Consider the following 24,555-nt stretch of genomic DNA (forward strand, 5'->3'; position numbering starts at 1 on the left):
CGTCACGCCACGCCGAGCTTGAGCAGGTCGTGGATGTGGACGAGGCCGACCGGCTTGCCGCCGTCCACCACGAACAGGGCGGTGATCGCCCGGCTTTGCAGTTCGCTCAGCGCCTGGGCGGCGAGGTCGGTCGAGCGCACCGTGCGTGGCGAGCGGGTCATGACCTCCTCGACCGCCATGGCGGTGAGGCCGGGGCCCATGTGGCGGCGAAGGTCGCCGTCGGTGACGATGCCGACCAGCGCGCCGCCCGCGTCCGTCACGCCGACGCAGCCGAAGCTCTTCGCCGACATCACGATCAGCGCCTCGGACATCTTGGTGCCGAGCGGCGCGAGCGGCACGGATTCGCCCTGATGCATGGCGTCGCGGACGAAGGTGAGCACCGCGCCGAGCTTGCCGCCGGGATGGAACCGACGGAAGTCGGACGGCGTGAAGCTGCGGCTCTCCAGCAGCGCGACGGCCAGCGCGTCGCCGATCGCCATCTGCATGGTGGTCGAGGTGGTGGGGGCGAGGCCGTGCGGGCAGGCCTCGGTCGCGCGCGGCAGCACCAGCGCGATGTCCGCCTCGCGGCCGAGCGCGCTGTCCTCGCGCGAGGTGACGGCGATCAGCGGCACCCGGAACCGGCCGGTGTAGTGCACCATGTCGCGCAGCTCCGCGGTCTCGCCGGACCACGACAGCGCGAGCACCACGTCGTCGGAGGTGATCATGCCGAGGTCGCCGTGGCTGGCCTCGGCCGGATGCACGAAGAAGGCAGGGGTGCCAGTGGAGGCGAAGGTCGCCGCGATCTTGCGGCCCACGTGGCCGCTCTTGCCCATGCCGGAGACGATGATGCGCCCGCGCGCCGCTGCGATCGTCTCGACCGCGCAGGCGAAGGGGGCGCCCAGAGCTCCGTTCAGCGCCGCGGCCAGCTCCGAGAGGCCCGCGGCTTCGGTCTCCACGGTGCGCAGCGCCGAGGCGACGGACTGCGCCGGCGTCGTCACCACGGGGGACGGGGGGGTGCGCAGAGCTTCGGCCATCGAACGGATCAGTCCTGGTATGCGGCGGGTCCGCTAGGCGCGGGCCCTTGACGAACCCCCTAACTAGCACCGCCGCCGCGATCGCGCCAAGCAGGCCTCCAGCGGGCCCCCGGCAAGGCTTTGTTAACCACGATGGTTTCAAGGTCGTTAACCACGCCGCCGGTTCGCGCCGCGCCGGTCCCCGTCCACGCGCCGTTCCAAGGACGCCATGCCGCGCGCGCAGCGCCTTGCAGCCCTCGCCCTCGTCGCGCTCGTCGCGGCGGCCGGCGTCGCGCGCGGTCAGGAGGCTCTCGACGACGAACCGCTGCGCCGGCTCGACCCCGACACGCTCGCGGGGGGCGATTACGGCGGGACCGAGCCCCAGCCGCTCGCAGGCGGCGCCTACGGCCGGGAGCCGCAGGCCGCGCCACGCGCCGCGGCGGTCGAGGAGCCGCTGACCACCCAACTCCAGATCGGCGACCCGCTGGCGGGGTCGCGCGCGGGCCTCGGGGCGCCGCCGCGCGTGCCGCGCGCGCGCCGGCTCGCGGACGAGCCCTATAGCCCCACGGGGATCCGGGCAGGCGCCTTCATCCTGCGGCCGACGCTCGAGAGCACAGCGGGCTACGACACCAATCCGAACGAGGTGAAGAGCGGCGGCAGGGGCTCGGCCTACGGACGCCTCCGCGGCGATCTCGACGCGGTCTCCGACTGGTCGCGCCACCAGCTCGAGGTGCGGCTCAGCGGCCAGATCCGCAAGTTCACCAACGCCCCCGAGATCGGCCTCGAGCCGCAGGCCAGCGCGACCGTCGACGGCCGGATCGACGTGACCGACGACACGCAGATCGTCACCCAGCTTCGCGCCTCGATCACCACCTCGAGCCCGGGCGACCCGGAGACTCCGACCGACGTCGACGGCGACGAGATCCAGAAGTCCTACGGCGCGACGCTGGGAGTCGCGAAACGCTTCAACCGCTTCAGCCTGCAGCTCGACGGGCTGTTCGACCGCTACCTCTACGACGACAGTCCGCTCCAAGGCGGCGGCAAGCTCGACAACTCCGACCGCATCTACAACGCCTACGAGGTCCGGCTGCGCGGGGCCTACGAGCTCTCGCCACGGCTGCAGCCCTTCGCCGAGATCGCGGTGGACACGCGCGACTACGACCGGTCGGTCGACGACGCCGGCGTGCGGCGCGGCTCGGACGGCTACGCGCTGCGGGCCGGCGCGAAGTTCGAGGCGACGCGGCTGATCGCCGGCGAGTTGGCGCTGGGCTACGGGCGCCAGACGCCGAAGGACAACAGCCTCGATCCGGTCGAGGGCCTGTTGATCGACGGCTCGATCGCCTGGGTCCCGACCGCGCTCACCACCGTGCGGCTCAACGCCCGCAGCGCGCTGCAGGAGACGAACCTCTCGGGCGCGAGCGGCGTGCTGACGCGCTCGGTCGGAGTGGCGGTCGAGCATGCGCTGCGCCGCAACGTGCTGCTGACGGCCCGCGCGACCGTGGAGCGGCTCGACTACAGAGGCATCGGCCGCATCGACGACGCCGTCACCCTGGCGCTCGAGGGCGAGTACCGGCTGAACCGGTCGCTCTCGCTGATCGGCAGCTTCCAGCACGAGAAGCTCGCCAGCTCCGAGAGCGGCGAGGGCTACAGCTCCTCGATCATCGAGGTCGGCCTGCGTCTCAGGCGCTGACCGGGCGCGCCCACGTGCGCCAACGAACGTGGACCTCGACGCCGGAGGCGGGTCCTCCGGCCAAGCCGGAGGACGACGTCGCGGGTAGGATCGGCCGCAGCGTTGAGGGCGCGCCTCAGCCCCTGAGCAGGGCCTCGAGCTCCTTGCGGAAATCGCCCACCAAATCGTCGCGCTCGAGCGCGTAGGCGACGTTCGCCGTGAGGAACCCGATCTTGGAGCCGGTGTCGAACACCCGACCCTCGAAGGCGAAGCCGGAGAAAGGCTGCTCCTTGGCGAGCGTAAGCATGGCGTCGGTCAACTGGATCTCGCCGCCGGCGCCCGCCTCCTGCTTCGCAAGCAGGGTGAAGATCTCGGGCTGCAGGATGTAGCGGCCGGAAATGGCGTAGTTCGATTCCGCGGTGCCCGGCTTCGGCTTCTCGACCATCGAGGTCATCTTGAAGCCCTTGCCGATCTTCTCGCCCGCGCCGACGATGCCGTACTGGTGGGTCTGGTCGTCCGGCACCTCGTAGGTCGCGACCACGTTGCCGCCGGCGGCGTTGTAGACGTCGATCATCTCGGCGAGGCAGCTGCGGTCTTCGCTCTGGTGCAGCATGTCGGGCAGCAGCAGCGCGAAAGGCTCATTGCCTACGAGCTCGCGCGCGCACCACACCGCGTGGCCGAGGCCGAGGGGCTCCTGCTGACGGGTGAAGCTCGCCTGCCCGGCGCTCGGCAGGTCCTCCTTGAGGAGGCGCAGCGCGTCCAGCTTGCCGCGGCGCTCCAGCGTCGCCTCGAGCTCGAACTGCTTGTCGAAGTGATCTTCGATGACGCCCTTGTTTCGCCCGGTGACGAAGATGAAATGCTCGATGCCGGCCTCGCGGGCCTCGTCCACCACGTGCTGGATCACCGGCCGGTCGACCACCGTCAGCATCTCCTTCGGCACCGCCTTGGTGGCGGGGAGGAAGCGGGTGCCGAGGCCCGCGACGGGAAACACGGCCTTGCGGATGGGACGGGACATTGGTTCTCCGGGCGTTCGCGTCTTTTTGTGAACGGCGGTCCATTGGCCGTCGTCCGTGCGTAGTTTTGGGGCTGAGAGCCGCCGCGTAAAGGCGCGGCGCGGAAGGAGAGCGACGCGAGACCGTTTCGGCGCTCACGTCCTGCTGATCATCAAGGCCGAACGCGGTTAACCGAATGCAAACTCTGGCGCGTATGCTGCCCGCAGACATGATGAACGCAATCGGGCGGCTTCGGCGGCCCGGCTCAGAGGAGACGTGGACATGCGCTTTGCAGGTCGCCCCGTCCGGTTCGCCAGCGCCACGCTGACCGCCGCCCTGCTCGGCCTCGCTTCCGCGAGTCCGGCCGCGGCGGATGCGATCGACCAGCGGTTCCAGGCCTTCGTCGCCCAGCTCCGCCCGCAGGCTGCGGCCGCGGGCGTCAGCGCCGGGACCTTCGACCGCGCCTTCCGCGGCCTTAAGCCGGACCGCGAGGCGATCGAGAAGTCGCAGTACCAGCCCGAGTTCAAGACGACGATGGCGCAGTACATCGACACGCGAGTGTCGGACACGCGCATCAACGCCGGCCGGACCAACTACCAGCAGTGGGGCAAGACGCTCGCGGCGCTCGAGCGCTCGACCGGCGTCGACCGCTACGCCATTCTCTCGGTCTGGGGCATGGAGACCAACTACGGCGGCTCCATGGGCGGCCACAACGTCATCGAGGCGCTCGCGACGCTGGCCTGCTGCCAGACGCGGCGGCCGGAGTTCTTCCGCAAGGAGCTGATCACGGCGCTGCAGATCCTGCAGCGGGGCGACGTGACGCCGGAAAACATGATCGGCTCCTGGGCCGGCGCTATGGGCCACACCCAATTCATGCCGACAAGCTTCAAGGCCTACGCCGCGGACGGCGACGGCGACGGCCGCCGCGACATCTGGACCTCGGTGCCGGACGCCCTGGCCTCGACTGCGAACTACCTGAAGAAGCACGGCTGGCGCTCGGGCGAGACCTGGGGCTACGAGGTCATCATCCCGGCGGGCGTGACCGCCAAGGCCGGCGCCAAGATGCCGCTCGGCCGGTGGCAGGCGGCGGGCGTGCAGCGCGCCTCCGGCGGCGGCTTCGCCCGCGCGACCGACGTCGCGACCCTGCTGCAGCCGGCCGGCCCGCGCGGGCCGTCGTTCCTGATGATGCAGAACTTCCGGGTCATCAAGCGCTACAACAACGCCGACAGCTACGCCCTCGCGGTCGGGCACCTCGCCGACCGCATCCGCGGCGGCGGCGGTTTCGTGACCCCCTGGCCGAACCACGACAAGCCGCTCGACGAACAGGAGCGGCTGGAGCTGCAGGCGCTGCTCGCCCGCCGCGGCTTCGACATCGGCGAGCCCGACGGCAAGATCGGACCCGCGACCCGGGAGGCGATCATGTCCTACCAGCAGCGCCAGGGCCTCGCGCCGGACGGCTACGCCGGCGTCTCGCTGCTCCGCCACCTGCGCTCGGCCCGCTGAGGAGCCGGCCGCATGGTCGGGGCCGGAGGATCATGGTAGCGTTAGCGCCATGATCCGGCGCACCCCGACCGGCGCGTTCCCAGCGCGCCTGCTGGCTGTCAGTCTGGCCTTGAGCGGGCTTGCGCTCTCGCTCGCCCCGGCCTTGGCCCAGGAGGGCTACTACCGCCGCTATTACGACGCGCCCGGCGGATACGTGCGGGAGCGGTCCTACGACCGCTACGACGAAGACCGCATGATCGACGAGCGGGTCAACGCCTACCGGCGCGAGGCGCTGGCGCGCCGCGAGGCGGAGCGGAGGCGGGCCTTGGACGAGGCCGCTCGCTACGTGCGCCGGCGCGAGAGCCAGCCCAACTTCCTGCAGCGCCTGTTCGGCGCGCGGCCCCGCGATCCGGAGATCGACGACGGCTGGACCGCCCGCCGCGATCCGGGAGCGGTCGAGGTGCGGCCGAAGCCGCGCGCCCGCCGCAAGCCCGCGGAGCCCACACCGACGCCGGTGCCGCCGATCCCGACCGGCGATCCCGCCGCCCCTGTCACGCCGCCCAGCGTCTTCGTCGCCGTGCTCGGCGACAGCGTCGCGGACGGTCTCGCCGGCGGGCTTCAGGAGGCCTTCGCCGATGCGCCCGAGATCGGGATCAAGCGCTACGCCCGCCCCAACGCCGGCCTCGTGCGCGCGGACTACCACGACTTCGCGGAAGCCGCCCGAAAGGCGGCGGACGAGGGCCCGCTCGCCTATGCGGTGATCGACGTCGGCGTGAACGACCGCCAGCCGTTCCTCGACATGCGCGACGCGGCGCCGCTCTCGCCGCGCTGGCGCGAGCGCTACCTCGCGCGGGTCGACGCGCTGATCGCGCCGTTCAAGGCGAAGAACATCCCGGTCTATTGGGTCGGCCTCGCGCCCTCCTCCAGCGCCCGCGCGAACTCCGACCTGATCGCGCTGAACGCCATGGTGAAGGAACGGGTGCAGGCGGCGGGAGGCACCTTCGTGGACGTCTGGGAAGGCTTCGTCGACGAGAATGGCGACTACGCCGCCGTGGGCCCGCAGCTCGACGGCCAGAACGCGCGCCTGCGGCTCGAAGACGGGGTGCATTTCTCCAAAGCCGGCTCCCGTAAGCTCGCGCACTACGTCGAGCAGGAGATCCGCAAGTCCTACCAGCCGAAACCGGCCGAGGCCCTCGTCGGCGCGACGCCGAACGGCGGCGAACCCAACGCCTCGCCGCTCGTCGATCGGCCGAAGCCGCTTGCCGGACCGGTGGTGGTGCTGACCGCGCCGCGGCGCTCCGAGGGCGGCGCCCTCTTGGGGGGCGCGGCGTCCGGGCCGCGTTCGGACGCCGTGGAGCGTCTGCTGGTGCGCGGCGAGGCGCTCAACGCCGACCCCGGCCGGCTCGACGACCACCGCTGGCCAGGCGCGGACGCCCCGAAAGCCGAGCCCGCCAAGCCGGACGCAGCCAAGCTGGACGCAGCCAAGCCTGACGCCCCCGCTGAGCCGGCCAAGCCGAAGTCTTGAGCCTGAAGGCTCCCTGAACGTCGTCGCGCCGGCGCCGCCGCTCGGGTCCTGGACGTGATCCAGGACCAAAAACACGGCGCGGCGGGAAAACCCCAAGGGCGGCCGTTTGCTCGTTCTCCCGCCCGCGGGGTCAGGGTCCCGGATCGAGTCCGGGACGCGAGCAGAGCGATGCTTTGAGCGATCGCCCGCGGCCTCGTCAGCGCGGGAGCTTGGACGAGCCCATCAGGAAGGTGTCGATCGCGTTGGCGGCCTGACGGCCCTCGCGGATCGCCCACACCACCAGCGACTGCCCGCGGCGCATATCGCCGGCGGCGAACACCTTCGGGTTCGAGGTGACGTAGCTGGTCTCGTCGGCCAGCACGTTGCCGCGCTTGTCGAGCGCGACGCCGGACTGCTCCACGAGGCCCTCCTTCACCGGCCCGGAGAAACCGAGCGCGATGAAAACGAGATCGGCCTTGAGGACGAACTCGGAGCCCGGGATCGGCTGGCGCTTGGCGTCGGCGCGGGCGCATTTCACGCCCACGACCTTGCCGTTCTTGCCCTCGATGCCCAACGTGACCGCGGCGAACTCGCGCTCCGCGCCCTCAGCCTGGCTGGACGAGGTGCGGAACTTCGTCGGCCAGTAGGGCCAGGTCAGCAGCTTGTCCTCGACCTTCGGCGGCACCGGCCGGATGTCGAGCTGCGTGACCGAGATCGCGCCTTGGCGGAACGAGGTGCCGACACAGTCGGAGGCGGTGTCGCCGCCGCCGATGACGACGACGTGCTTGGCGAAGGCCTCGACCGGCGTTTCCGGAATGTGGTTCTCAAAGCCGACGCGCCGGTTCTGCTGCACCAGGAAGGGCATGGCGTAGTGCACGCCCTTGAGGTCCTGGCCCGGCAGCTGCGGGTCGCGCGGGCGCTCCGCGCCGCCCGCGAACAGTACGGCGTCATGGCTCTCGACCAGTTCGGAGACCGGCATGGTGACGCCGACGTTCACGCCGTAGTGGAACGTGACGCCCTCGGCCTCCATCTGCTCGACGCGCCGGTCGATGTGGCGCTTCTCCATCTTGAAGTCGGGGATGCCGTAGCGCATCAGGCCGCCGGCCTTAGGCTCGCGCTCGTAGACGTGGACGTCGTGGCCCGCGCGGGCGAGCTGCTGGGCCGCAGCCATCCCCGCGGGACCGGAGCCGATGATCGCCACCGTCTTTCCGGTCTTGGCCTCCGGCGTCTCGGGCGCGATCCAGCCGTTGGCCCAGGCCTTGTCGGCGATCGCCTGCTCGACCGTCTTGATCGCGACCGGCGTGTTCTCGAGGTTCAGCGTGCACGCCTCCTCGCACGGCGCGGGGCAGATGCGGCCGGTGAACTCCGGGAAGTTGTTGGTGGAGTGGAGGTTGCGGGAGGCCTCCTTCCAGTCGTCGGCGTAGACGAGGTCGTTCCAGTCCGGGATCTGGTTGTTGACCGGGCAGCCCTGCGGCCCGTGGCAGAACGGGATGCCGCAGTCCATGCAGCGCGCCGCCTGGCCGGCGACCTCCGCGTCCGACAGCGGCAGCGTGAACTCGCGGTAATGCCGGATGCGGTCGGACGCCGGCTGATACCGCGCTTCCTGCCGGTCGATCTCAAGAAAGCCTGTAACCTTGCCCATCGTATGGTCTCCTCCCGCGGAGGCCCTTGTCGCTAGCGCGCCCGGCGCGTCGCTCTCCGGCCCGAGCGCCTGAGGCGCCGGGCCGATCGTTCGCCGCGTTAAGCTCTATCCTGATGACGGTCCCGGAGCGACCCTGCGGGCTCCGGGACGACGATGTCCTGCGCGTGACGGAAGCCCGTCGCTCACTCCGCCGCCTGCAGCGTCCGCGCCTTCTCCATCTCACGGAGCGCGCGGCGGTACTCGACCGGCATCACCTTCACGAACTTGTTCCGGTAGGTCGCCCAGTCGTCGAGGATCGCCTTGGCGCGCGCGGAGTCGGTATGCGCAAGGTGCGCCGCGATGAGCTGCTTCAGCCGCTCCTCGTCGTGCCGGGTCATGTCGGGATCGACGTGGATCCGGCCCTTGAACTCGAGGTCGCCGCCATGGTGGTGAAGCTCCTCCAGAAGCTCCTCCTCCTCCGGCACCGGCTCGAGGTCGACCATCGAGAGGTTGCAGCGCGCGGCGAAGTCGCCGGCCTCGTCGAGCACATAGGCGACGCCGCCCGACATGCCGGCCGCGAAGTTGCGCCCGGTCTTGCCGAGCACCACCACAACGCCGCCGGTCATGTACTCGCAGCCATGGTCGCCCGCGCCCTCGACGACGGCGATCGCGCCGGAGTTGCGGACCGCGAAGCGCTCGCCCGCGACACCGCGGAAGTAGCACTCGCCCTCGATCGCGCCGTAGAGCACGGTGTTGCCGACGATGATCGACTCCTCCGCCACGATACCGGCGTCCTCAGCCGGGCGGATGATGATGCGCCCGCCCGAGAGGCCCTTGCCGACGTAGTCGTTGGCCTCGCCGGTAAGATGCATCGTGACGCCCGCCGCGAGGAACGCGCCGAAGCTCTGGCCGGCGGTGCCGGTCAGCTTCACCGTGATGGTGTCGTCGGGCAGGCCCGCGGCGCCGTGCGCCATGGCGACCGCGCCCGAGAGCATGGCGCCCGCGGAGCGGTTGCGGCTCTTGATCGCGCGCTCGATCACGACGGTCTCGCCGTTCTCGATCGCCGGCTTCGCGGCCTCGATCAGGTCGCGGTCGAGCACGGCCTCCAGATGGTGGTCCTGCACCTCGGCGTGGCGGATCGCGACGTCGGCGCCGACCACGGGCTTGGCGAACAGCTTCGCGAAATCGAGGCCCCTCGCCTTCCAGTGGCCGATGGCCTCCCGCTTGTCGAGCAGGTCGGAACGGCCGATCACCTCGTCCAGCGTCGTCGCGCCCATCTCGGCCAGGATCTGCCGGACCTCTTCGGCGACGAAGAACAGGTAGTCGATGACGTTCTCCGGCGTGCCCTTGAAGCGCTTGCGCAGCACCGGGTCCTGGGTCGCGATGCCCACGGGACAGGTGTTCAGGTGGCACTTGCGCATCATCAGGCAGCCGGCCGCGATCAGCGGCGCGGTCGAGAAGCCGAACTCGTCCGCCCCGAGCAGCGCGCCGACGATGACGTCGCGGCCCGTGCGCAGGCCGCCGTCGACCTGCAGGCGGACGCGGCCGCGCAGCTTGTTCATGACGAGCGTCTGCTGGGTCTCGGCGAGGCCGGTCTCCCAAGGGCCGCCGGCGTGCTTCAGCGAGGTCAGCGGGCTCGCGCCGGTGCCGCCCTCGAAGCCGGAGATGGTGATGTGGTCCGCGCGCGCCTTGGCGACGCCCGCCGCGACCGTGCCGACGCCGACCTCGGAGACGAGCTTCACCGACACGTCAGCCTGCGGGTTGACGTTCTTCAGGTCGTAGATGAGCTGCGCCAGATCCTCGATCGAGTAGATGTCGTGGTGCGGCGGCGGCGAGATCAGGCCGACGCCCGGCGTGGAGCGCCGGACCTTGGCGATCGCGGCGTCGACCTTGTGACCGGGCAGCTGGCCGCCCTCGCCGGGCTTCGCGCCCTGCGCCACCTTGATCTGGATGGTGTCGGCGTTGACCAGGTACTCGGTCGTCACGCCGAAACGGCCCGACGCGACCTGCTTGATCGCCGAACGCTTCGAGTCGCCGTTCGGAAGCGCGATGAAGCGCTCCGGCTCCTCGCCGCCCTCGCCCGTGTTCGACTTGCCGCCGATCCGGTTCATGGCGATCGCGAGCGCCTCGTGCGCCTCGCGGCTAATCGAGCCGAACGACATGGCGCCCGTGACGAAGCGCTTCACGATCTCGGACGCCGGCTCGACCTGCTCGAGCGGCACGGCCTCGCGGCCGCGCTCCTGAGCGGTCTTGATGCGGAACAGGCCGCGCAGGGTCAGCAGGCGCTCGGCCTGCTCGTTCATGTCGCGCGCGAAGTCCTCGTACTTGGCGAAGGACCGGGTGCGGACCGCGTGCTGCAGGTCCGCGACCGACTCCGGCGTCCAGGCATGATCCTCGCCGCGGATGCGGTAGGCGTACTCGCCCCCGACCTCGAGCGCGGAGCGCAGCACCGGCACGTCCGCGAAGGCGAGCGTGTGGCGGCGCACCGTCTCCTCGGCGACTTCCGCCAGTCCGACGCCGCCGACCGGGGTGGCGGTGCCGGTGAAGAACTTGTCGACGAAGTCCTTGGACAGGCCGACCGCGTCGAAGATCTGCGCGCCGCAATAGGACTGGTAGGTCGAGATGCCCATCTTGGACATCACCTTCAGCAGGCCCTTGCCGATCGACTTGATGTAGCGCGCGCGCACCTCGGTCGCGTCCACGCGCTCGGGGAAGTCGAGCGCCTGGTGCATCGAAGCGAGGGTCTCGAACGCCAGATAGGGGTTGATCGCCTCGGCGCCGTAGCCCGCGAGCACCGCGAAGTGGTGCACCTCGCGCGGCTCGCCGCTCTCGACCACGAGGCCGACCGAGGTGCGCAGGCCCTTGCGGATCAGGTTGTGGTGCACGGCCGCCGTGGCGAGCGCCGCCGGGATCGCGATGCGCTTCGGGCCGACCAGACGGTCCGACAGCACGACGATGTTGAAGCCGCCGTGGACGGCCGCGGTCGCGCGCTCGCACAGCCGCTCGATGGCGTCCGCCATGCCGGCGGCGCCCTTCTCGACGGGGTAGGTCGTGTCCAGCGTGCGCGACTGGAACTGGCTTTCCGCCAGATCGTCGATCGCGCGGATCTTCTCCAGGTCCTCGTTGGTGAGGATCGGCTGGCGCACCTCGAGCCGCTTCTTCTTGGACGAGCCGTCCAGGTCGAACAGGTTCGGCCGCGGCCCGATGAAGGACACGAGGCTCATCACGAGCTCCTCGCGGATCGGGTCGATCGGCGGGTTCGTGACCTGGGCGAAGTTCTGCTTGAAGTAGGTGTAGAGCAGCTTGGAGCGGGTCGAGAGCGCCGACAGCGGCGTGTCGGTGCCCATGGAGCCGGTCGCCTCCTGGCCCGTCGTCGCCATCGGCGTCAGCAGGAGCTTGATGTCCTCCTGGGTGTAGCCGAAGGCCTGCTGGCGGTCGAGCAGGCTCACCTCCGGGCGCGGCCGGGGCGCCGGCGCGTCGGGCAGGTCCTCGAGCACGAGCTGCGTCTTGGCGAGCCACTCCTTGTAGGGGCGCGCGTCGGCGAGGCTCGACTTCATCTCCTCGTCGGAGACGATGCGGCCTTCCGCGAGGTCGATCAGCAGCATGCGGCCGGGCTGCAGCCGCCACTTGCGGACGATCTTGCTCTCCGGGAAGGGCAGCACGCCCATCTCGGACGCCATCACGACAAGGTCGTCGTCGGTGACGTACCAGCGGGCCGGACGAAGGCCGTTGCGGTCGAGCGTGGCGCCGATCTGGCGGCCGTCGGTGAAGGCGATCGCGGCCGGCCCGTCCCACGGCTCCATCACGGCGGCGTGGTACTCGTAGAAAGCGCGGCGCTGCTCGTCCATCAACGGGTTGCCGGCCCAGGCCTCCGGCACCAGCACCATCATGGCGTGGACCAGGCTGTAGCCGCCCTGCACCAGGAACTCGAGCGCGTTGTCGAGGCACGCGGTGTCGGACTGGCCCTCATAACTGATGGGCCAGAGCTTCGAGATGTCGTTGCCGTAAAGCTCGCTGTCGACGGAGGCCTGACGGGCCGCCATCCAGTTCACGTTGCCCCGCAGCGTGTTGATTTCGCCGTTGTGCGCGACCATCCGGTAGGGGTGCGCCAGCGACCAGGCCGGGAACGTGTTGGTGGAGAAGCGCTGGTGCACGAGCGCGAGCGCGCTCTCGAACCGCTCGTCCTTCAGGTCGGGGTAGTACGCCGAGAGCTGGTCGGCCAGGAACATGCCCTTGTAGACGATGGTCCGGCACGACAGCGAGACGGGGTAGTACGACGAGGCGCGCGGATCGGCACCGTAGATCTCGTTCGAGACCACCTTGCGCAGGATGAACAGCTTGCGCTCGAAATCGTCCTCGCTGTCGATCGACGGCGAGCGGCCGACGAAGACCTGCAGCTGCACGGGCTCGGTCGGCTTCACGCTCTCGCCGAGCGAGGAGTTGTCGGTCGGCACCTCGCGCCAGCCGAGGAAGGTCTGTCCCTCCTCGACCACCACGCGCTCGAACACCGCCTTGAGGTTCGCGACGGCCGCGGGGTCGCGCGGGGCGAAGACGTGGCCGACCGCGTAGAAGCCCGGCTCCGGCAGCGTGAAGCCGAGACGCTCGGCCTCCGCGGCGAAGAACTTGTGGGGGATCTGCACCAGCATGCCGGCGCCGTCGCCGGCGCGCGGGTCCGCGCCCACGGCGCCGCGATGCTCGAGGTTCTCGAGAATCTTTACGCCGTGCTGGATGATGGTGTGGCTCTTGCGGCCCTTCATGTCGGCCACGAAGCCGACGCCGCACGAGTCCTTCTCATGGCGCGGGTCGTAGAGGCCCTGCGCCGGCGGAAGGCCGTGGTCGATCGCGATCGGTTTCGCGGCGGCGCGAGCGGTCGCGTCGTCGCGGTCGAAGCCGTGCGCCGGAGAGGTCATCTCGTTCTCGATCGTCTCGGTCATGGCGCACCCCATGATGCCGCCGGCTGGAAGGCCGGCATGGTTGCTCGTTCCGCGTCTCGCGATGTCACCGACGCGCGTTCCCGCAACGCGACCGGCCCCATCCTCCGCCGCCCTTTACGCTAAGGGCGCGAGCTCTGGAACCGTTCTTGAGTGAATAAGGAACGTGGCCGTCATGCAAATGGACAGCCTTACTGTCCTATCGCGGGCGCGAACATGTCAGAAAGGCGGCCTGCGCACAAGCGGCGCCAAGGGCTCATATGGCGATTTTCAGACGCCGCCGGGCAGCTATGCGCAATTTAGCATACGCGCGCCAGGGCGCCGCGACATTTTATGTCGCCGGCCCCAGCGGCCCAGCTGCCCGGCGCCCATCGCCCAGCCGTTTTCCCGGCTATCGCCCTCGACGAACGGGGGGCCACGCCGGTAGCGTCTGCGACCTTGCGCCTAAGCCTTAAGGAGCCTCCCCCATGTTCTTCGTCAGCGACAACGCCGCGCCCGCGGCCGACGCCGTGCTCTCGGCGCTCGCGCGCGTTAACGCCGGCCTGTCGGCCCCCTACGGCAAGGACGAGGCGACCAAGCGGGTGGAGCGCAAGCTCGCAGAGGTGTTCGAGCGCGACGTCGCAGTCTCGCTCGTCACGACCGGCACTGCGGCCAACGCCATCGCGCTCGCGCAGCTCACCGCCCCGTGGAAGGCCGTGATCTGCCACGAAGAGGCGCACGTGATGCACGATGAGTGCGGCGCCCCTGAGTTCTTCACCAACGGCGCGAAACTCGCTGGCGTCTCCGGCCTCGACGGGAAGATCACGCCCGACGGGCTGAGGGCGCTGCTGGACCGCGACTTCTGGACGCCGCCGACCCACGTGGCGCCGGCGGCCCTTACGATCAGCCAGGCGACCGAAGCTGGCACGGTCTACTCGGCGTCCGAAGTCGGCGCGCTCGCGGACGTCGCGAAGGCGCGCGGCTTGCGCGTCCACATGGACGGCGCGCGATTCGCCAACGCGGTCGCAAGCGCCAACGTCTCGCCCGCGGAGCTGACCTGGAAAGCGGGCGTCGACATTTTGTCGTTCGGCTTCACCAAGAACGGCGCGATGGCGGCCGAGGCGATCGTGGTGTTCGACAAGGCGCTCGCCGCCGACCTCGCGGAGCGGCGCAAGCGCAGCGGACACCTGTGGTCGAAGGGGCGCTACATCGCCGCCCAGATCGAGGCGATGCTGGCGGACGACCTCTGGATCGCCTTCGGCCGCCGCGCCAACGCCTCCGCCAACCGGCTGGCGCGCGGGCTCGAGGCGCGCGGCCTGACGCTCGCCTTCCCGCGCCAGGCGAACGAGGTGTTCGTGCATCTGCCCGCCGCGGTCGACGCCGCGCTGAAGGCTGCGGGCGGCGTCTACTACACCTGGTCGAGCGAGGCCGTGCGGCCCGAGCGGAAGGGGCGTCCCGGCGACGTCTTCGCCCGCCTGATCGCGTCCTTCGCCACGACCGACGCGGAGGTCGACGGCCTGCTCGGCGTCGTCGACCAAGCGCTCGTGGCGGCCTGACCACTAGACACAAAAAAGCGCCCCGGTCTCCCGGGGCGCTTCCTCTCGGTTCGGGCGAGCGGCGCTTACGCGGCCTGCTGCACCTGAGCCTCGATCGCGGCGGGCTTCGCGCCTGCGCCGATCGGAATCGCGCGCGGCTTCTTCGCCTCAGGCACCTCGCGGACGAGCTCAATGTGAAGGAGCCCGTTCTCGAGGTTCGCGCCGGTCACCTGCACGTGGTCGGCGAGCTGGAAGCGGCGCTCGAAGGCGCGGGCGGCGATCCCCTGGTGGAGCACCTCGCCCCGACGTTCCTCCGGCTGCTTCTCGCCGCGGACGCTGAGCGCGTTTTCCTTCACCTCGATCGCAAGGTCCTTTTCAGCGAACCCGGCCACCGCGACGGTGATGCGGTAGGCGTTCTCGTCCGTGCGCTCGATGTTGTAGGGCGGGTAGCCCGGAGCCGCCTCGCCGCCCGCGACGTTGTCGAGCAGGGAGAAGAGACGGTCGAAGCCCACGGTCGAACGGTAGAGCGGGGTGAGATCGAACTGGCGCATGGTACATATCCTCTTTCAAGCGACATGACGTGCGGCCCGCCATCGAGGCCGGGCCGTTTGTTCAACGATCGCAGCCTGTTGGCCTGCGACAGGAGTTAGGTAGGAAGGCGGTTTTGGGCTTGCAAGACCCCCCGTGGCCGTCCCGCGACGGCTCTGCTAAGGCTTGATTCCAGCCCGCCCGAACTCGGGGTTTTTGTGATCCGCGCCACGCGTTCCGCGCTTCAGCCCGTCCGCGACAGCTTCGTCAGCGCGCCCGGCGTTCCGCAGCCCACGGGCGCGGTCTGCCGCACCTTCGTTACGACGGACGGCGTCGCCCTGCGCGGCGCGGTGTGGCGGCCGGAGGGCGCGGCGCGCGGCACGGTCTGCGTGTTCCAAGGCCGGGCCGAGTTCATCGAGAAATACGCCGAGGTCGCAGACGACCTCCTGAAGCGCGGCTTCGCCGTCGCGACCTTCGACTTCCGCGGCCAGGGCGGCTCGCAGCGGCTGCTCGCGAACCCGCTGAAGGGCCATGTCGACAGCTTCGACGACTACCGCCTCGACGCGGAGGCCTTCATGCGGCAGGTGGCGCTGACGGAGGCGCCGGGCCCCTACTATGCGCTGGGGCACTCGATGTCCGCGCCGGTGCTGGTCGCGCTCGCGCTGCGCCAGCCGCAGTGGTTCGAGCGGCTGGTGCTCGTCGCGCCGATGATCGGCCTGCCCTTCGCCCGGGTCGAGTTTTTCGCGCGAGGGCTCGCCACGGGCCTCGGGCGGCTGGGATTCTCCGGCGCCTACATCCCCCGCGGTGGGGACCGGATCATGGCGCTCCGCCCCTTCGAGCGGAACCCGGTGACGCGGGATCCGGAGCGTTACGGCCGGTCGGTGGCGCTGATCACGCAGGAGCCCGGCCTCGCGCTCGGCTCGCCCACCATCGGCTGGGTGCACGCCGCCTTCCGGGCGATGACGGCGACCGCGCTGCCTGGCGTGCCGGAGTCCTTCCGCACGCCGACGCTCGTCATCTCCGCCGGCGCCGACCGCATCGTCGATCCCCGAGCGAGCGAACGCTTCGCCGCCCGCATCCGCGGCGGCGGCCACATCCGCCTCGACGGCGCCGAACACGAGATCCTGATGGAGCGCGACCGGATTCGCGAGCTGTTCTGGGCGGCGTTCGACGCCTTCGTGCCGGGCAGCCGGACGCTGGCCTGACCCTCAGGCGTCCGGCGCGTGCGGGTTTGGCCCGTAGGCGTTCGCGCCCGGGGTGCCGCGGACGAAGCCGAGGTAGATCAGCAACGCAAGCGAGACGCAGCTCGCGGCCACCGCCATCACGAAGAGCGCGCCGCTCGCCTCCTCGACCGCGTAGGACAACAGGCCCGACAGCCCGACGGCGACGAAGCCGAGCCAGCCGTTGCGGCCGAGATCATGGAAACGGCGGACCGTGATCGACGCCCAGCTGCCCAGGCTGATCGCGAGGCCGATGCCCACGAGCGCAAAGAACGCGACTCGGCTGTAGCTCGCGGCGAGCAGTCCGGCGAACACGAAGGGCAGCGCGATCAGTCCTGCCTGAAGCGAGCGCTTCCAGTAGGTCAGCCGGCTGATGCGCCCCCGGAACGACAGGAACGTGGAGCAGAAGCGCGTCAGCATCCCACGCCCTCCGAACGGCCCGGACTCACCTGCGCGCCAGCCGCTCGAGCGCGAGCGCGTGCAGACGCTTGTCGCCCGCGGCGATGATACGCCCGCCGTCGGTTGCCGGACCTCCGTCCCAGGTCGTGACGACCCCGCCCGCGCCCTCGACGATCGGGATCAGCGCGACGATGTCGAACGGCTTCAAGTCGGCTTCGATCACCAGGTCGACATGGCCGGCCGCTAGCATGGCGTAGCCGTAGCAGTCGGCGCCCCAGCGGGTGAGCTTCGCGTCGCGCGACACGGCGTCGAAGGTCGCGCGCTCCTCCTCCGTGAACATGGTCGGCGAGGTCGACATCATCAGCGCGTCCTCGATCCGCGCGCAGGAGCGGGTGCGCAGGCGGCGCTGGCCGCCGCGTCCCGCATAGCTCGCGCTCGCGCCGTCGCCGAAGAAGCGCTCGCCGACGAAGGGCTGGTTCATCAGCCCGAAGCAGGGCGCGCCGCCCCGGGTGAGTCCGATCAGCGTGCCCCAGATCGGCATGCCGAGAATGAAGGAACGGGTGCCGTCGATCGGGTCGAGCACCCAGACGAATTCGGCGTCGGTCCGGTCGTCGCCATGCTCCTCGCCGACGATGCCGTGCTCGGGGAAGGTCTCGCGGATCAGCGCCCGCATGACGCTCTCGCCGGCCTTGTCGGCCGCGGTCACCGGGTCGAAGCCGCCGCCGTGGCCCTTGTCCTCGACGCCGACCGACGTGCGGAAGAACGGCAGGATCGCCTCGCCCGAGGCGGCGGCGAGGCGATCGACGAAGGCGGTGAAATCGACGGCCGTCATGGACGAGCTCCTTGGCGCGGCGTCGCCGCGGACGCGAGGGCGCCAGAGGGCCAAAATCGCGCGCTTTGAGCAAGCGTGATGACGCGATCCCCAGCCGCAGGTGCGAAAGCAACGCGACAGAGCAAAAAGAAAACGCCGGATACTGCGACAGGCAGTCGCAGCCGGCGATTTAGGTCATTAGAGCTTGCGTTTTGTGCGGCGCGGCCGCATCTTATTGCAGCGCGGCATTGCGATCTCCGGTCGCGACGCCGCCGCCCTCCTTGGGCGTTTCCTCCCTAGACTTGGGCCGCTGGTTAACGCCGGCGGCCTTTTTTTGTTGTCTGTCGTCCAGGTGGCGGGACATTGGCGGCGATTGGCCGCGTTTGCAAGTCCTTTTCCTATCGATCCATCGGCGAAACCCTCGCAACGACTTGGACTTTCGGATAGGGCCTACGAAAGTCTATTCCGCCGCGAGTCGATGGACGCCGAGAGCCGCGAGCGGTGCGCCGGCGATCGCGCGGACCAGCGTCGTCATGTCGGCCTGGACCTTGGCGAAGCCCTTGGTCTTCGCGTGCGCGCGTTCGTCCATGTAGAGCGCGCGGTTGATCTCGATCTGGAGGGCGTGGAAGCCGCTGCCCGGCGCGCCGTAGTGTTCCGTGATGTAGCCGCCGGCGTACGGGCGGTTGCGCAAGACGAGGTAGCCGAGGTCGCGCAGCGTCTGCTCCGCGAAGTCCACCAGCGCCGGCGCGCAGCTCGTGCCGTAGCGGTCGCCGAGCACGACGTCGGCCCGTGGCCGGTCCTCGCGCAGCGCGCCGGCGGAGGGCATGGAGTGGCAATCCACCAGCAGCGCCGCGCCGTGCAGCCGGTGCGCGCGGGCGATGAGACGGCCGAGCGTCCGGTGATAGGGCTTGTAGTAGGTCTCGATCCGCGCGAGCGCCTCGTCGACCGGCAGGCGCGCGCCATAGATCTCCTGCGCCTCCCCCACGATCCGGGCGATGGTCCCGAGGCCGCCGGCGACCCGGAGCGAGCGGGTGTTGGCGAAGGGCGGCAGACGCCCGTCGAACATCCGGGGGTCGAGCTCGTAGGGCTCCCGGTTGACGTCCAGGAAGGCGCGCGGGAAATGCGCGCGCATCAGCGGCGCCCCGAAGCTTGGCGCCGCGGCGAACAGTTCGTCGACGAAGGCGTCCTCGGACCGGCGGAGGGTTCGCGGGTCGAGCCGCGAGGCCGCGAGGAAGCTTGCGGGATAGGTCGCGCCCGAATGGGGCGAGTTGAACGTGGCCGCGCCCACGCCGCCGTCCGGTTCGGCGACGTCGAAGGCGGGATCGACCGCATCGTTGGGCGAGACGTGCGTCACGGTGCGCGGAAAGCTCCGGGAAGGCTGCCGGGGAGATGGCCCGCCGAGGGGGCGATAGTTGCCGAACGGCGACGCTTCTGTCCATCGCGACGCCTGCGCAAACGCTCTGTTTACCAAGCCGGGCACTTATGGAATGACTTGATTCAGCAGCCGAGACGCAAGGCCCTCGCCCCGTGAACGCGAATTCAAAGATCCTGCTCGCCGAAGACGACGACGACATGCGCCGCTTCCTCGTCAAGGCGTTGGAGAACGCCGGCCATTCGGTCGTCTCCTTCGACAACGGGCTGTCGGCCTACCACCGCCTGCGCGAGGAGCCGTTCGAGCTCCTGCTGACCGACATCGTGATGCCGGAGATGGACGGCATCGAGCTCGCCCGGCGCGCCACGCAGCTCGACCCCGACATCAAGGTGATGTTCATCACCGGCTTCGCGGCCGTGGCGCTCAACCCCGACAGCCAGACCCCGAAGGACGCGAAGATCCTGTCGAAGCCGTTCCACCTGCGCGAGCTGGTGACGGAAGTCGACAAGCTGCTCGCCGCCTGAGGCCGCCTCCCTGCCGCTTCGCGACCTCGTTCCGCCCCTCCTGATCGTCGCCGCCCTGCTGATCTGGGCGTCGGGCGCGTTCGATCGGCCCGGCTTCGAGGGCGTGGGAGAGGGATTCGCGCTTGGCGCGGCCTGCGCCGTCCCGCTCTGGCTCCTCAGCCTGAGGCGGCGCGCAGCGGCGCGGAAACAGCGCGACGAGGCCGAGCGCTGATCCGTCTCACAAAGCGTCGCGCGACCGCTTGCAAGGCCCCTTGCATGCCCCAAAGCGATCCGATATAGCCGGCGCTCTGTTCCGGACCGCCTCCCGCGCGGTTCGGGATCACAAGGTTCGGCCAAGCGCGCAAGCGCCGCCCGGGCGTGTAGCTCAGCGGGAGAGCACTACGTTGACATCGTAGGGGTCACAGGTTCGATCCCTGTCACGCCCACCAACAGAATGAGGCGGTTCCGGAGCTTCCGGGCCGCCTCATTTTTTTTGGCCATGGAAAAGGCCACGGAAACGGTCGCATTCATCCGCCAGCCGCTGCGACCTGATGGTCGGGATGATGGTGCATTTAGACTTGCTCCAGCACCTTCATGGACACGCCGAAATAGCCCGCGGCTTCGTAAGGCGGGACACGCGCGTGCATGGCCCAGGTGATAGCCGTGTGCCGCAGTATGTGCGACGTGACGTCGTTCCCGCGCCCGGCCGCCTTGACGGCCTCGGCCTAAGGCTCGCCGTTCCTTCAAGATGGGTTCGCCGTGCCAGTGCATGCACGATGTGGCGGATTGCGGAGACTGATGATCTTCCATCCTCAGCCGCTCGCTCCGTCAGCCTAGCGAAGGCTGCCTCATCGGCCGACCGCCATCTTCTTAGGTGCGGACGAAGGCGCCTATGAAGCCGCGCCGGAGGCTGGCGCTTGCGCGTCACGCGCTGAGCTGTTCCCCGCCGATGAAGTACGTTCGTCTCTAAATCGACCCATCCACCTGTGGAGTTCGGTCCCCACTGGAGCCCGAGCAGAGCTCCATGCCGTGTTCCGGTGTAGAAGGCCGAGCAGAATGAAACGGACGAGGTGATGGTAGCCCTTTCGGTGCGCGGCGCGGATCAGCGCAGCCGCCCGACGAGCGCTGCCCCCCCCAGGACACTAGTCGGGGACGTCCGCTCGCCCTGTATCAACGGGGTGGACGACAGGACTCGCGCACGACGAGAGAGACCGGCACCCGGACGCAGCGCGGAGGTTCGGTTGTGCGGCCGGTAACGCGGTCGAGGAGCATCTGGGCGGCGTGACGGCCCATTTCCGCGCGATCCCACTGCAGCGCGGTGATCGCCGGCGTCGAAAGCTCCGCGAGGTCGGAGTCGCCGCCGCTCACGACCGACACGTCGCGGCCGATGGCGAGGCCCGCGGCTTTCAGGGCGCGCATCGCTCCCGCCAGCATGTCGATGCCCGCGACAAAGACGGCCGTCGGCGGCTCGGGCCGCTGCATGAGCGCGGCGGTTTCGCGGAACGTGAACTCGTTCGACAGCGAGTGGTCGCGGATGAGCGACGGGTCCGGCTCCAGCCCCGCCGCTCTGAAGGCGTCGCGGTAGCCCGCGATGCGGCTGCGCGACGGATGCGCATGAGGGTCGCCGACGAACAGCGCGATGCGGCGGTGGCCGAGCGACAGCAGATAATCCGTCGCCTGCCGCGCGCCAGAGCGATGGTCCGCCGCCACCCGGTCGACGCTCTGGATCATCTCCCGGTCGATTAAGACCAGCGGCATCTTGGCCTGTTCGACCGCCGCGATCAGCTCGGGGTCGTTCTCGTCGCTGATCGTCATCATCACGCCGTCGACGCGCCGTTGCGCGAACTTGCGCAACAGCGACAGCTCCACCGCCTTGTCGTTCGCCGTGCTCGCCAGGAGGAAGGTATAGTCGGCGGCGCGGAAGATGCGCTCCGCCTCCTTCACGTAGGAGACGTAGCCGGGGATGTCGAAGTCCCTGATCGCGCAGGCGATCATGTGGGTGCGGGCGCTGCGCATGCTCTGCGCCACCGCGTTCCGCTCGTAGCCGAGCGAGGCGATGGCGCGCTGGACGCGCTCGCGCACATCGCGCGTGACGGAGGGATGGTCGTTCAGCACGCGCGACACAGTCCCCACCGCGACCTCGGCCGAGCGCGCCACGTCGCGGATCGTGAACTCACGTCCTGCCTTTTTGACCACGCGACCCTCCCCCAGATGAACCGGAATCGAATCCGTTCATCGCGACAGGCCTATCCTAACGAGGGCCAGGCGTCGATCATACCCACTATTTCGAGGGATTTTTTCAACATGGGAACGCGGAGCGGACCAGATCAGAGATAAAACCCTCGACCAATTTGGAACCGGTTCATTGACCAATCGAAGCTTCGCTGCTACTCGTTTGGGCGAGATCGAAAAGCATGCAGCAAGCGAGGCCGAGCCGTGTTCCAGGTCGCTGAACGCCTGACCCGCATCAAGCCGTCTCCCACCGTCGTGCTGTCCGGCAAGGTCGCAGCCAGGGTCGCCGCGGGACACGACGTCCTCGGCCTGGTCGCCGGCGAACCGGACTTCGACACGCCGGACAACATCAAGCAGGCGGCGATCGACGCCATCCGCCGCGGCGACACGAAGTACACCGCGATCGACGGAACCGCCGCGCTGAAGCAGGCGATCTCCGCGAAGTTCGAGCGCGAGAACGGACTGTCCTACGCGCCCGACGAGATCATCGTCTCCACAGGCGGGAAGCAGGTGATCTACAACGCGCTTATGGCGAGCGTGAGCGCCGGCGACGAGGTGATCGTCCCCGCGCCGTACTGGGTGTCCTACCCTGAAATGGTGACGCTCGCCGAGGGGACGCCGATCATTGTCCCCTGCGCTGCCGAGAACGGCTTCAAGATGACGCCGGACCAGCTCGACGCCGCGATCACGCCGCGCACCCGCTGGGTGATCCTCAACTCCCCGTCCAACCCCTCAGGGGCGGCCTACTCGGCCGACGAGATGAAGGCGCTCACCGACGTTCTCGTCCGCCACCCCCACGTCTGGGTGCTGACCGACGACATCTACGAGCACCTGACCTACGACGGCTTCAAAGCGGTGACGCCGGGGCGGATCGAACCCTCGCTACTCGACCGCACGCTGACGATGAACGGCGTGTCGAAGAGCTACTGCATGACGGGTTGGCGCATAGGCTACGCCGGCGGGCCGAAGCCCTTGATTAAGGCGATGTCGGCGATCCAGTCGCACTCGACCACGAACGCCTCGTCGATCAGCCAGGCCGCCGCCGTCGAGGCGCTGAACGGCCCCCAGGGTTTCATCGCGGCGCACGTGGCCCGGTTCGAGCGGCGACGCGACATGGTCGTTGCGGCGTTCAACGCCATCGACGGTCTCGCCTGCCACAAGCCCAATGGCGCCTTCTACGTCTTTCCGAGCTGCGCCGGCCTGATCGGCGCCACAACTCCCGCGGGAGAGGTCATCCGCACCGACGAGGATTTCGTCCTCTACCTTCTGGAGACGGCGGGGGTGGGGCTCGTGCACGGCGCAGCCTTCGGCATGTCGCCGTATTTCCGGCTGTCCTACGCAGCCGCCGACGACAAACTCGTGCAGGCGCTGGAGCGCATCGGTTCGGCCTGCGCCCGGCTGAGCTTCGCCAGCACCGGCCGTTTGGCGGTCGTCGCCTGAGAAGGGGCGGATCGTCGGAGGGTGCGCCATGAGCGTCAACGCCGATCAGGACGGGCACCGGGAGCACGGACGCTGGATCAGCGCCGCGACGCTGTCGGACCAGGCGGTGGTCTGGCTGCTTAGCTCGATCGCGTTCCTCAATGCACTGGGCTCGATCATCGTGTTTCCGCTCGGTCCGTTCTTCGCGCAGGACCTCGGGACGGCGGCGCAGGACGTCGGCTTCGCCAGCGCGAGCTACTCGCTCGCCGCAGCGGCGGGAGGGTTCGGCGCCTCCTTCGTGCTCGACCGCTTCGACAGGCGCGCCGCGCTGCTCGTGGTGATGACCGGCTTCCTCTTGGCCACCGCGCTCTCCGGCTTTGCGCCGAATTTCGGAACGCTAGTCGCGACCCGAGCGCTCGCCGGTCTTTTCGTTGGGCCCATGACGGGGCTGTTGCTCGCGATCGTCACAGACACGGTGCCGCTCAACCGCCGCGGCGCGGCGGTCAGCAAGATGATCGGGGCCTATGGCGTGGCGCTCGTCTTCGGCGTGCCAGCGGGGGTCGCGATCGCCTCGACCTTCGGCGGCTGGCGCTTCTGCTTCTTCGGCATCGCGCTCGTCGGCGCCCCCCTGTTCATCGGAGCGCTGCGCTTGCTCGCCCCGCAGCGGGAGCACCTCGCGGCGCTGAAACCCTGGCGGCTGAAGGAGCGCGCGCGCGATTTCTGGATCCTGCTGACGTCCGGCCCGAGCCTGCTGTCCTTTCTGCTGATCGCCAGCGCGTCCTACGCTGCGTTGCTGATTTCGCCGAACTTGCCGACCTACCTCACGCACAATCTCGGTCTGCCGCGTGAGAAGCTTCAGGAGGTGTATTTCCTCGGCGGCGTCTTCACGCTCGTGGCGCTCCCTCTCACCGGCCGGCTGATCGACCTCGCCGGGGCCCGGCTGATGGCGGTCGGCGTCGCCGTGATCATGACGGGCCTGCTCGCGGCAGCTTTTCTCACCCACACTCCGCCGATTCCAAACGCGCTGCTGTTCGCGCTGATCGTTGTGTTTCAGTTGATCCGCAGCACGATCAACCAAGCCTGGGTGACGCGCGTGCCGGCGATTCAGGAGCGCGCGGCGTTCCAGACGCTGATCGCCGTCGCGACCAATCTGGCGCAGGCGGCGGGCGCTGCGACCGCGCCGGCGCTGCTCGCCCAGAGCGCCGACGGCCGCCTGGAAGGCATGGGACTGATCGCGGCGATCGCAATCGCGTCGGCTTGGGCCGCGCCGCTGCTGCTGGCGGCCCTCGATCGACTGCTCGCCTCCCCCGTCCCGAAGCCAGGCCCTGACGACCGCCTCAGCCCGCCCGTCATCGACGTCTGAGAA

Annotated in this window: 17 protein-coding genes and 1 tRNA gene; 9 read left to right on the forward strand and 9 right to left on the reverse strand. The window is 69.6% G+C overall.

What is annotated here, in order from left to right; genetic code table 11:
• Positions 1-2: 2 nt before the first annotated feature.
• Positions 3-1,013 (reverse strand): KpsF/GutQ family sugar-phosphate isomerase, encoded by a 1,011-nt coding sequence (locus METY_RS09670; protein ID WP_103121185.1) that lies wholly within the window; start codon positions 1,011-1,013, stop codon positions 3-5.
• A gap of 208 nt (positions 1,014-1,221) precedes the next feature.
• Here METY_RS09670 and METY_RS09675 point away from each other — a divergent pair, with 208 nt between their 5' ends.
• Positions 1,222-2,682 (forward strand): outer membrane beta-barrel protein, encoded by a 1,461-nt coding sequence (locus METY_RS09675; RefSeq protein ID WP_103121186.1) that lies wholly within the window; start codon positions 1,222-1,224, stop codon positions 2,680-2,682.
• A 115-nt stretch (positions 2,683-2,797) separates the two neighbouring features.
• Here the strand turns inward: METY_RS09675 and galU are convergent, their stop codons facing one another.
• Positions 2,798-3,676 carry a UTP--glucose-1-phosphate uridylyltransferase GalU gene (gene galU, locus METY_RS09680; RefSeq protein WP_103121187.1) on the reverse strand — a complete coding sequence of 293 codons (879 nt, stop codon included), beginning with the start codon at positions 3,674-3,676 and terminating at the stop codon, positions 2,798-2,800.
• A gap of 259 nt (positions 3,677-3,935) precedes the next feature.
• Between galU and METY_RS09685 the strand changes: the two genes are divergently transcribed.
• Positions 3,936-5,156, forward strand: a complete 1,221-nt coding sequence (locus METY_RS09685; protein ID WP_103121188.1) for a lytic murein transglycosylase — start codon at positions 3,936-3,938, stop codon at positions 5,154-5,156.
• Positions 5,157-5,205: 49 nt separating this feature from the next.
• A complete protein-coding gene (locus METY_RS09690; protein WP_103121189.1) occupies positions 5,206-6,660 on the forward strand; it encodes an SGNH/GDSL hydrolase family protein in 1,455 nt (484 codons plus the stop codon).
• Positions 6,661-6,856: 196 nt separating this feature from the next.
• Here METY_RS09690 and METY_RS09695 read toward each other — a convergent pair whose 3' ends face one another.
• Positions 6,857-8,281 carry a glutamate synthase subunit beta gene (locus METY_RS09695; protein ID WP_103121190.1) on the reverse strand — a complete coding sequence of 475 codons (1,425 nt, stop codon included), beginning with the start codon at positions 8,279-8,281 and terminating at the stop codon, positions 6,857-6,859.
• Between the two features lie 182 nt (positions 8,282-8,463).
• Positions 8,464-13,194, reverse strand: a complete 4,731-nt coding sequence (gltB, locus tag METY_RS09700; RefSeq protein ID WP_244593583.1) for a glutamate synthase large subunit — start codon at positions 13,192-13,194, stop codon at positions 8,464-8,466.
• A 464-nt stretch (positions 13,195-13,658) separates the two neighbouring features.
• On the opposite strand from gltB, the gene METY_RS09705 reads away from it, so the two are divergent.
• Positions 13,659-14,726 (forward strand): threonine aldolase family protein, encoded by a 1,068-nt coding sequence (locus METY_RS09705; RefSeq protein ID WP_103121192.1) that lies wholly within the window; start codon positions 13,659-13,661, stop codon positions 14,724-14,726.
• 65 nt (positions 14,727-14,791) lie between these two features.
• Here the strand turns inward: METY_RS09705 and METY_RS09710 are convergent, their stop codons facing one another.
• The gene (locus tag METY_RS09710) at positions 14,792-15,256 is read right to left on the reverse strand and encodes an Hsp20 family protein (protein ID WP_103121193.1); all 465 of its coding nucleotides are present in this window, start codon (positions 15,254-15,256) and stop codon (positions 14,792-14,794) included.
• A gap of 195 nt (positions 15,257-15,451) precedes the next feature.
• Between METY_RS09710 and METY_RS09715 the strand changes: the two genes are divergently transcribed.
• Positions 15,452-16,438: an alpha/beta fold hydrolase gene (locus METY_RS09715; protein WP_103121194.1), complete on the forward strand. Its 987-nt coding sequence runs from the start codon at positions 15,452-15,454 to the stop codon at positions 16,436-16,438.
• A gap of 3 nt (positions 16,439-16,441) precedes the next feature.
• Here METY_RS09715 and METY_RS09720 read toward each other — a convergent pair whose 3' ends face one another.
• From METY_RS09720 to METY_RS09730, 3 genes are all read right to left on the reverse strand, one after another.
• Complete coding sequence (locus tag METY_RS09720) at positions 16,442-16,873, reverse strand: DUF805 domain-containing protein (protein WP_103121195.1); 432 nt, start codon at positions 16,871-16,873, stop codon at positions 16,442-16,444.
• Between the two features lie 25 nt (positions 16,874-16,898).
• Positions 16,899-17,684: a histidinol-phosphatase gene (hisN, locus tag METY_RS09725; protein WP_103121196.1), complete on the reverse strand. Its 786-nt coding sequence runs from the start codon at positions 17,682-17,684 to the stop codon at positions 16,899-16,901.
• 439 nt (positions 17,685-18,123) lie between these two features.
• Positions 18,124-19,017 carry an N-formylglutamate amidohydrolase gene (locus tag METY_RS09730; RefSeq protein ID WP_103121197.1) on the reverse strand — a complete coding sequence of 298 codons (894 nt, stop codon included), beginning with the start codon at positions 19,015-19,017 and terminating at the stop codon, positions 18,124-18,126.
• Positions 19,018-19,190: 173 nt separating this feature from the next.
• On the opposite strand from METY_RS09730, the gene cpdR reads away from it, so the two are divergent.
• Positions 19,191-19,559 (forward strand): cell cycle two-component system response regulator CpdR, encoded by a 369-nt coding sequence (gene cpdR, locus METY_RS09735; RefSeq protein ID WP_020186943.1) that lies wholly within the window; start codon positions 19,191-19,193, stop codon positions 19,557-19,559.
• A gap of 353 nt (positions 19,560-19,912) precedes the next feature.
• Positions 19,913-19,987 (forward strand) — tRNA-Val (locus METY_RS09740).
• A 721-nt stretch (positions 19,988-20,708) separates the two neighbouring features.
• On the opposite strand, the gene METY_RS09745 is transcribed toward METY_RS09740, so the two are convergent.
• Positions 20,709-21,734, reverse strand: a complete 1,026-nt coding sequence (locus METY_RS09745) for a LacI family DNA-binding transcriptional regulator (RefSeq protein WP_103121198.1) — start codon at positions 21,732-21,734, stop codon at positions 20,709-20,711.
• A 240-nt stretch (positions 21,735-21,974) separates the two neighbouring features.
• On the opposite strand from METY_RS09745, the gene METY_RS09750 reads away from it, so the two are divergent.
• Positions 21,975-23,210: a pyridoxal phosphate-dependent aminotransferase gene (locus METY_RS09750; protein ID WP_103121199.1), complete on the forward strand. Its 1,236-nt coding sequence runs from the start codon at positions 21,975-21,977 to the stop codon at positions 23,208-23,210.
• Between the two features lie 28 nt (positions 23,211-23,238).
• Positions 23,239-24,552: an MFS transporter gene (locus METY_RS09755; protein WP_103121200.1), complete on the forward strand. Its 1,314-nt coding sequence runs from the start codon at positions 23,239-23,241 to the stop codon at positions 24,550-24,552.
• Positions 24,553-24,555: the final 3 nt, after the last annotated feature.

The sequence above is a fragment of the Methylopila sp. Yamaguchi genome, from assembly GCF_002897035.1.
Taxonomy (GTDB): domain Bacteria; phylum Pseudomonadota; class Alphaproteobacteria; order Rhizobiales; family Methylopilaceae; genus Methylopila.

Coding starts and splice junctions, on each gene's coding strand:
- galU (WP_103121187.1), bottom strand. CDS start 3,676: ATGTCCCGTCCCATCCGCAAGGCCGTGTTTCCCGTCGCGGGCCTCGGC.
- METY_RS09685 (WP_103121188.1), top strand. CDS start 3,936: ATGCGCTTTGCAGGTCGCCCCGTCCGGTTCGCCAGCGCCACGCTGACC.
- hisN (WP_103121196.1), bottom strand. CDS start 17,684: ATGACGGCCGTCGATTTCACCGCCTTCGTCGATCGCCTCGCCGCCGCC.
- METY_RS09670 (WP_103121185.1), bottom strand. CDS start 1,013: ATGGCCGAAGCTCTGCGCACCCCCCCGTCCCCCGTGGTGACGACGCCG.
- METY_RS09695 (WP_103121190.1), bottom strand. CDS start 8,281: ATGGGCAAGGTTACAGGCTTTCTTGAGATCGACCGGCAGGAAGCGCGG.
- METY_RS09705 (WP_103121192.1), top strand. CDS start 13,659: ATGTTCTTCGTCAGCGACAACGCCGCGCCCGCGGCCGACGCCGTGCTC.
- gltB (WP_244593583.1), bottom strand. CDS start 13,194: ATGACCGAGACGATCGAGAACGAGATGACCTCTCCGGCGCACGGCTTC.
- METY_RS09710 (WP_103121193.1), bottom strand. CDS start 15,256: ATGCGCCAGTTCGATCTCACCCCGCTCTACCGTTCGACCGTGGGCTTC.
- METY_RS09720 (WP_103121195.1), bottom strand. CDS start 16,873: ATGCTGACGCGCTTCTGCTCCACGTTCCTGTCGTTCCGGGGGCGCATC.
- METY_RS09690 (WP_103121189.1), top strand. CDS start 5,206: ATGATCCGGCGCACCCCGACCGGCGCGTTCCCAGCGCGCCTGCTGGCT.
- METY_RS09675 (WP_103121186.1), top strand. CDS start 1,222: ATGCCGCGCGCGCAGCGCCTTGCAGCCCTCGCCCTCGTCGCGCTCGTC.
- METY_RS09755 (WP_103121200.1), top strand. CDS start 23,239: ATGAGCGTCAACGCCGATCAGGACGGGCACCGGGAGCACGGACGCTGG.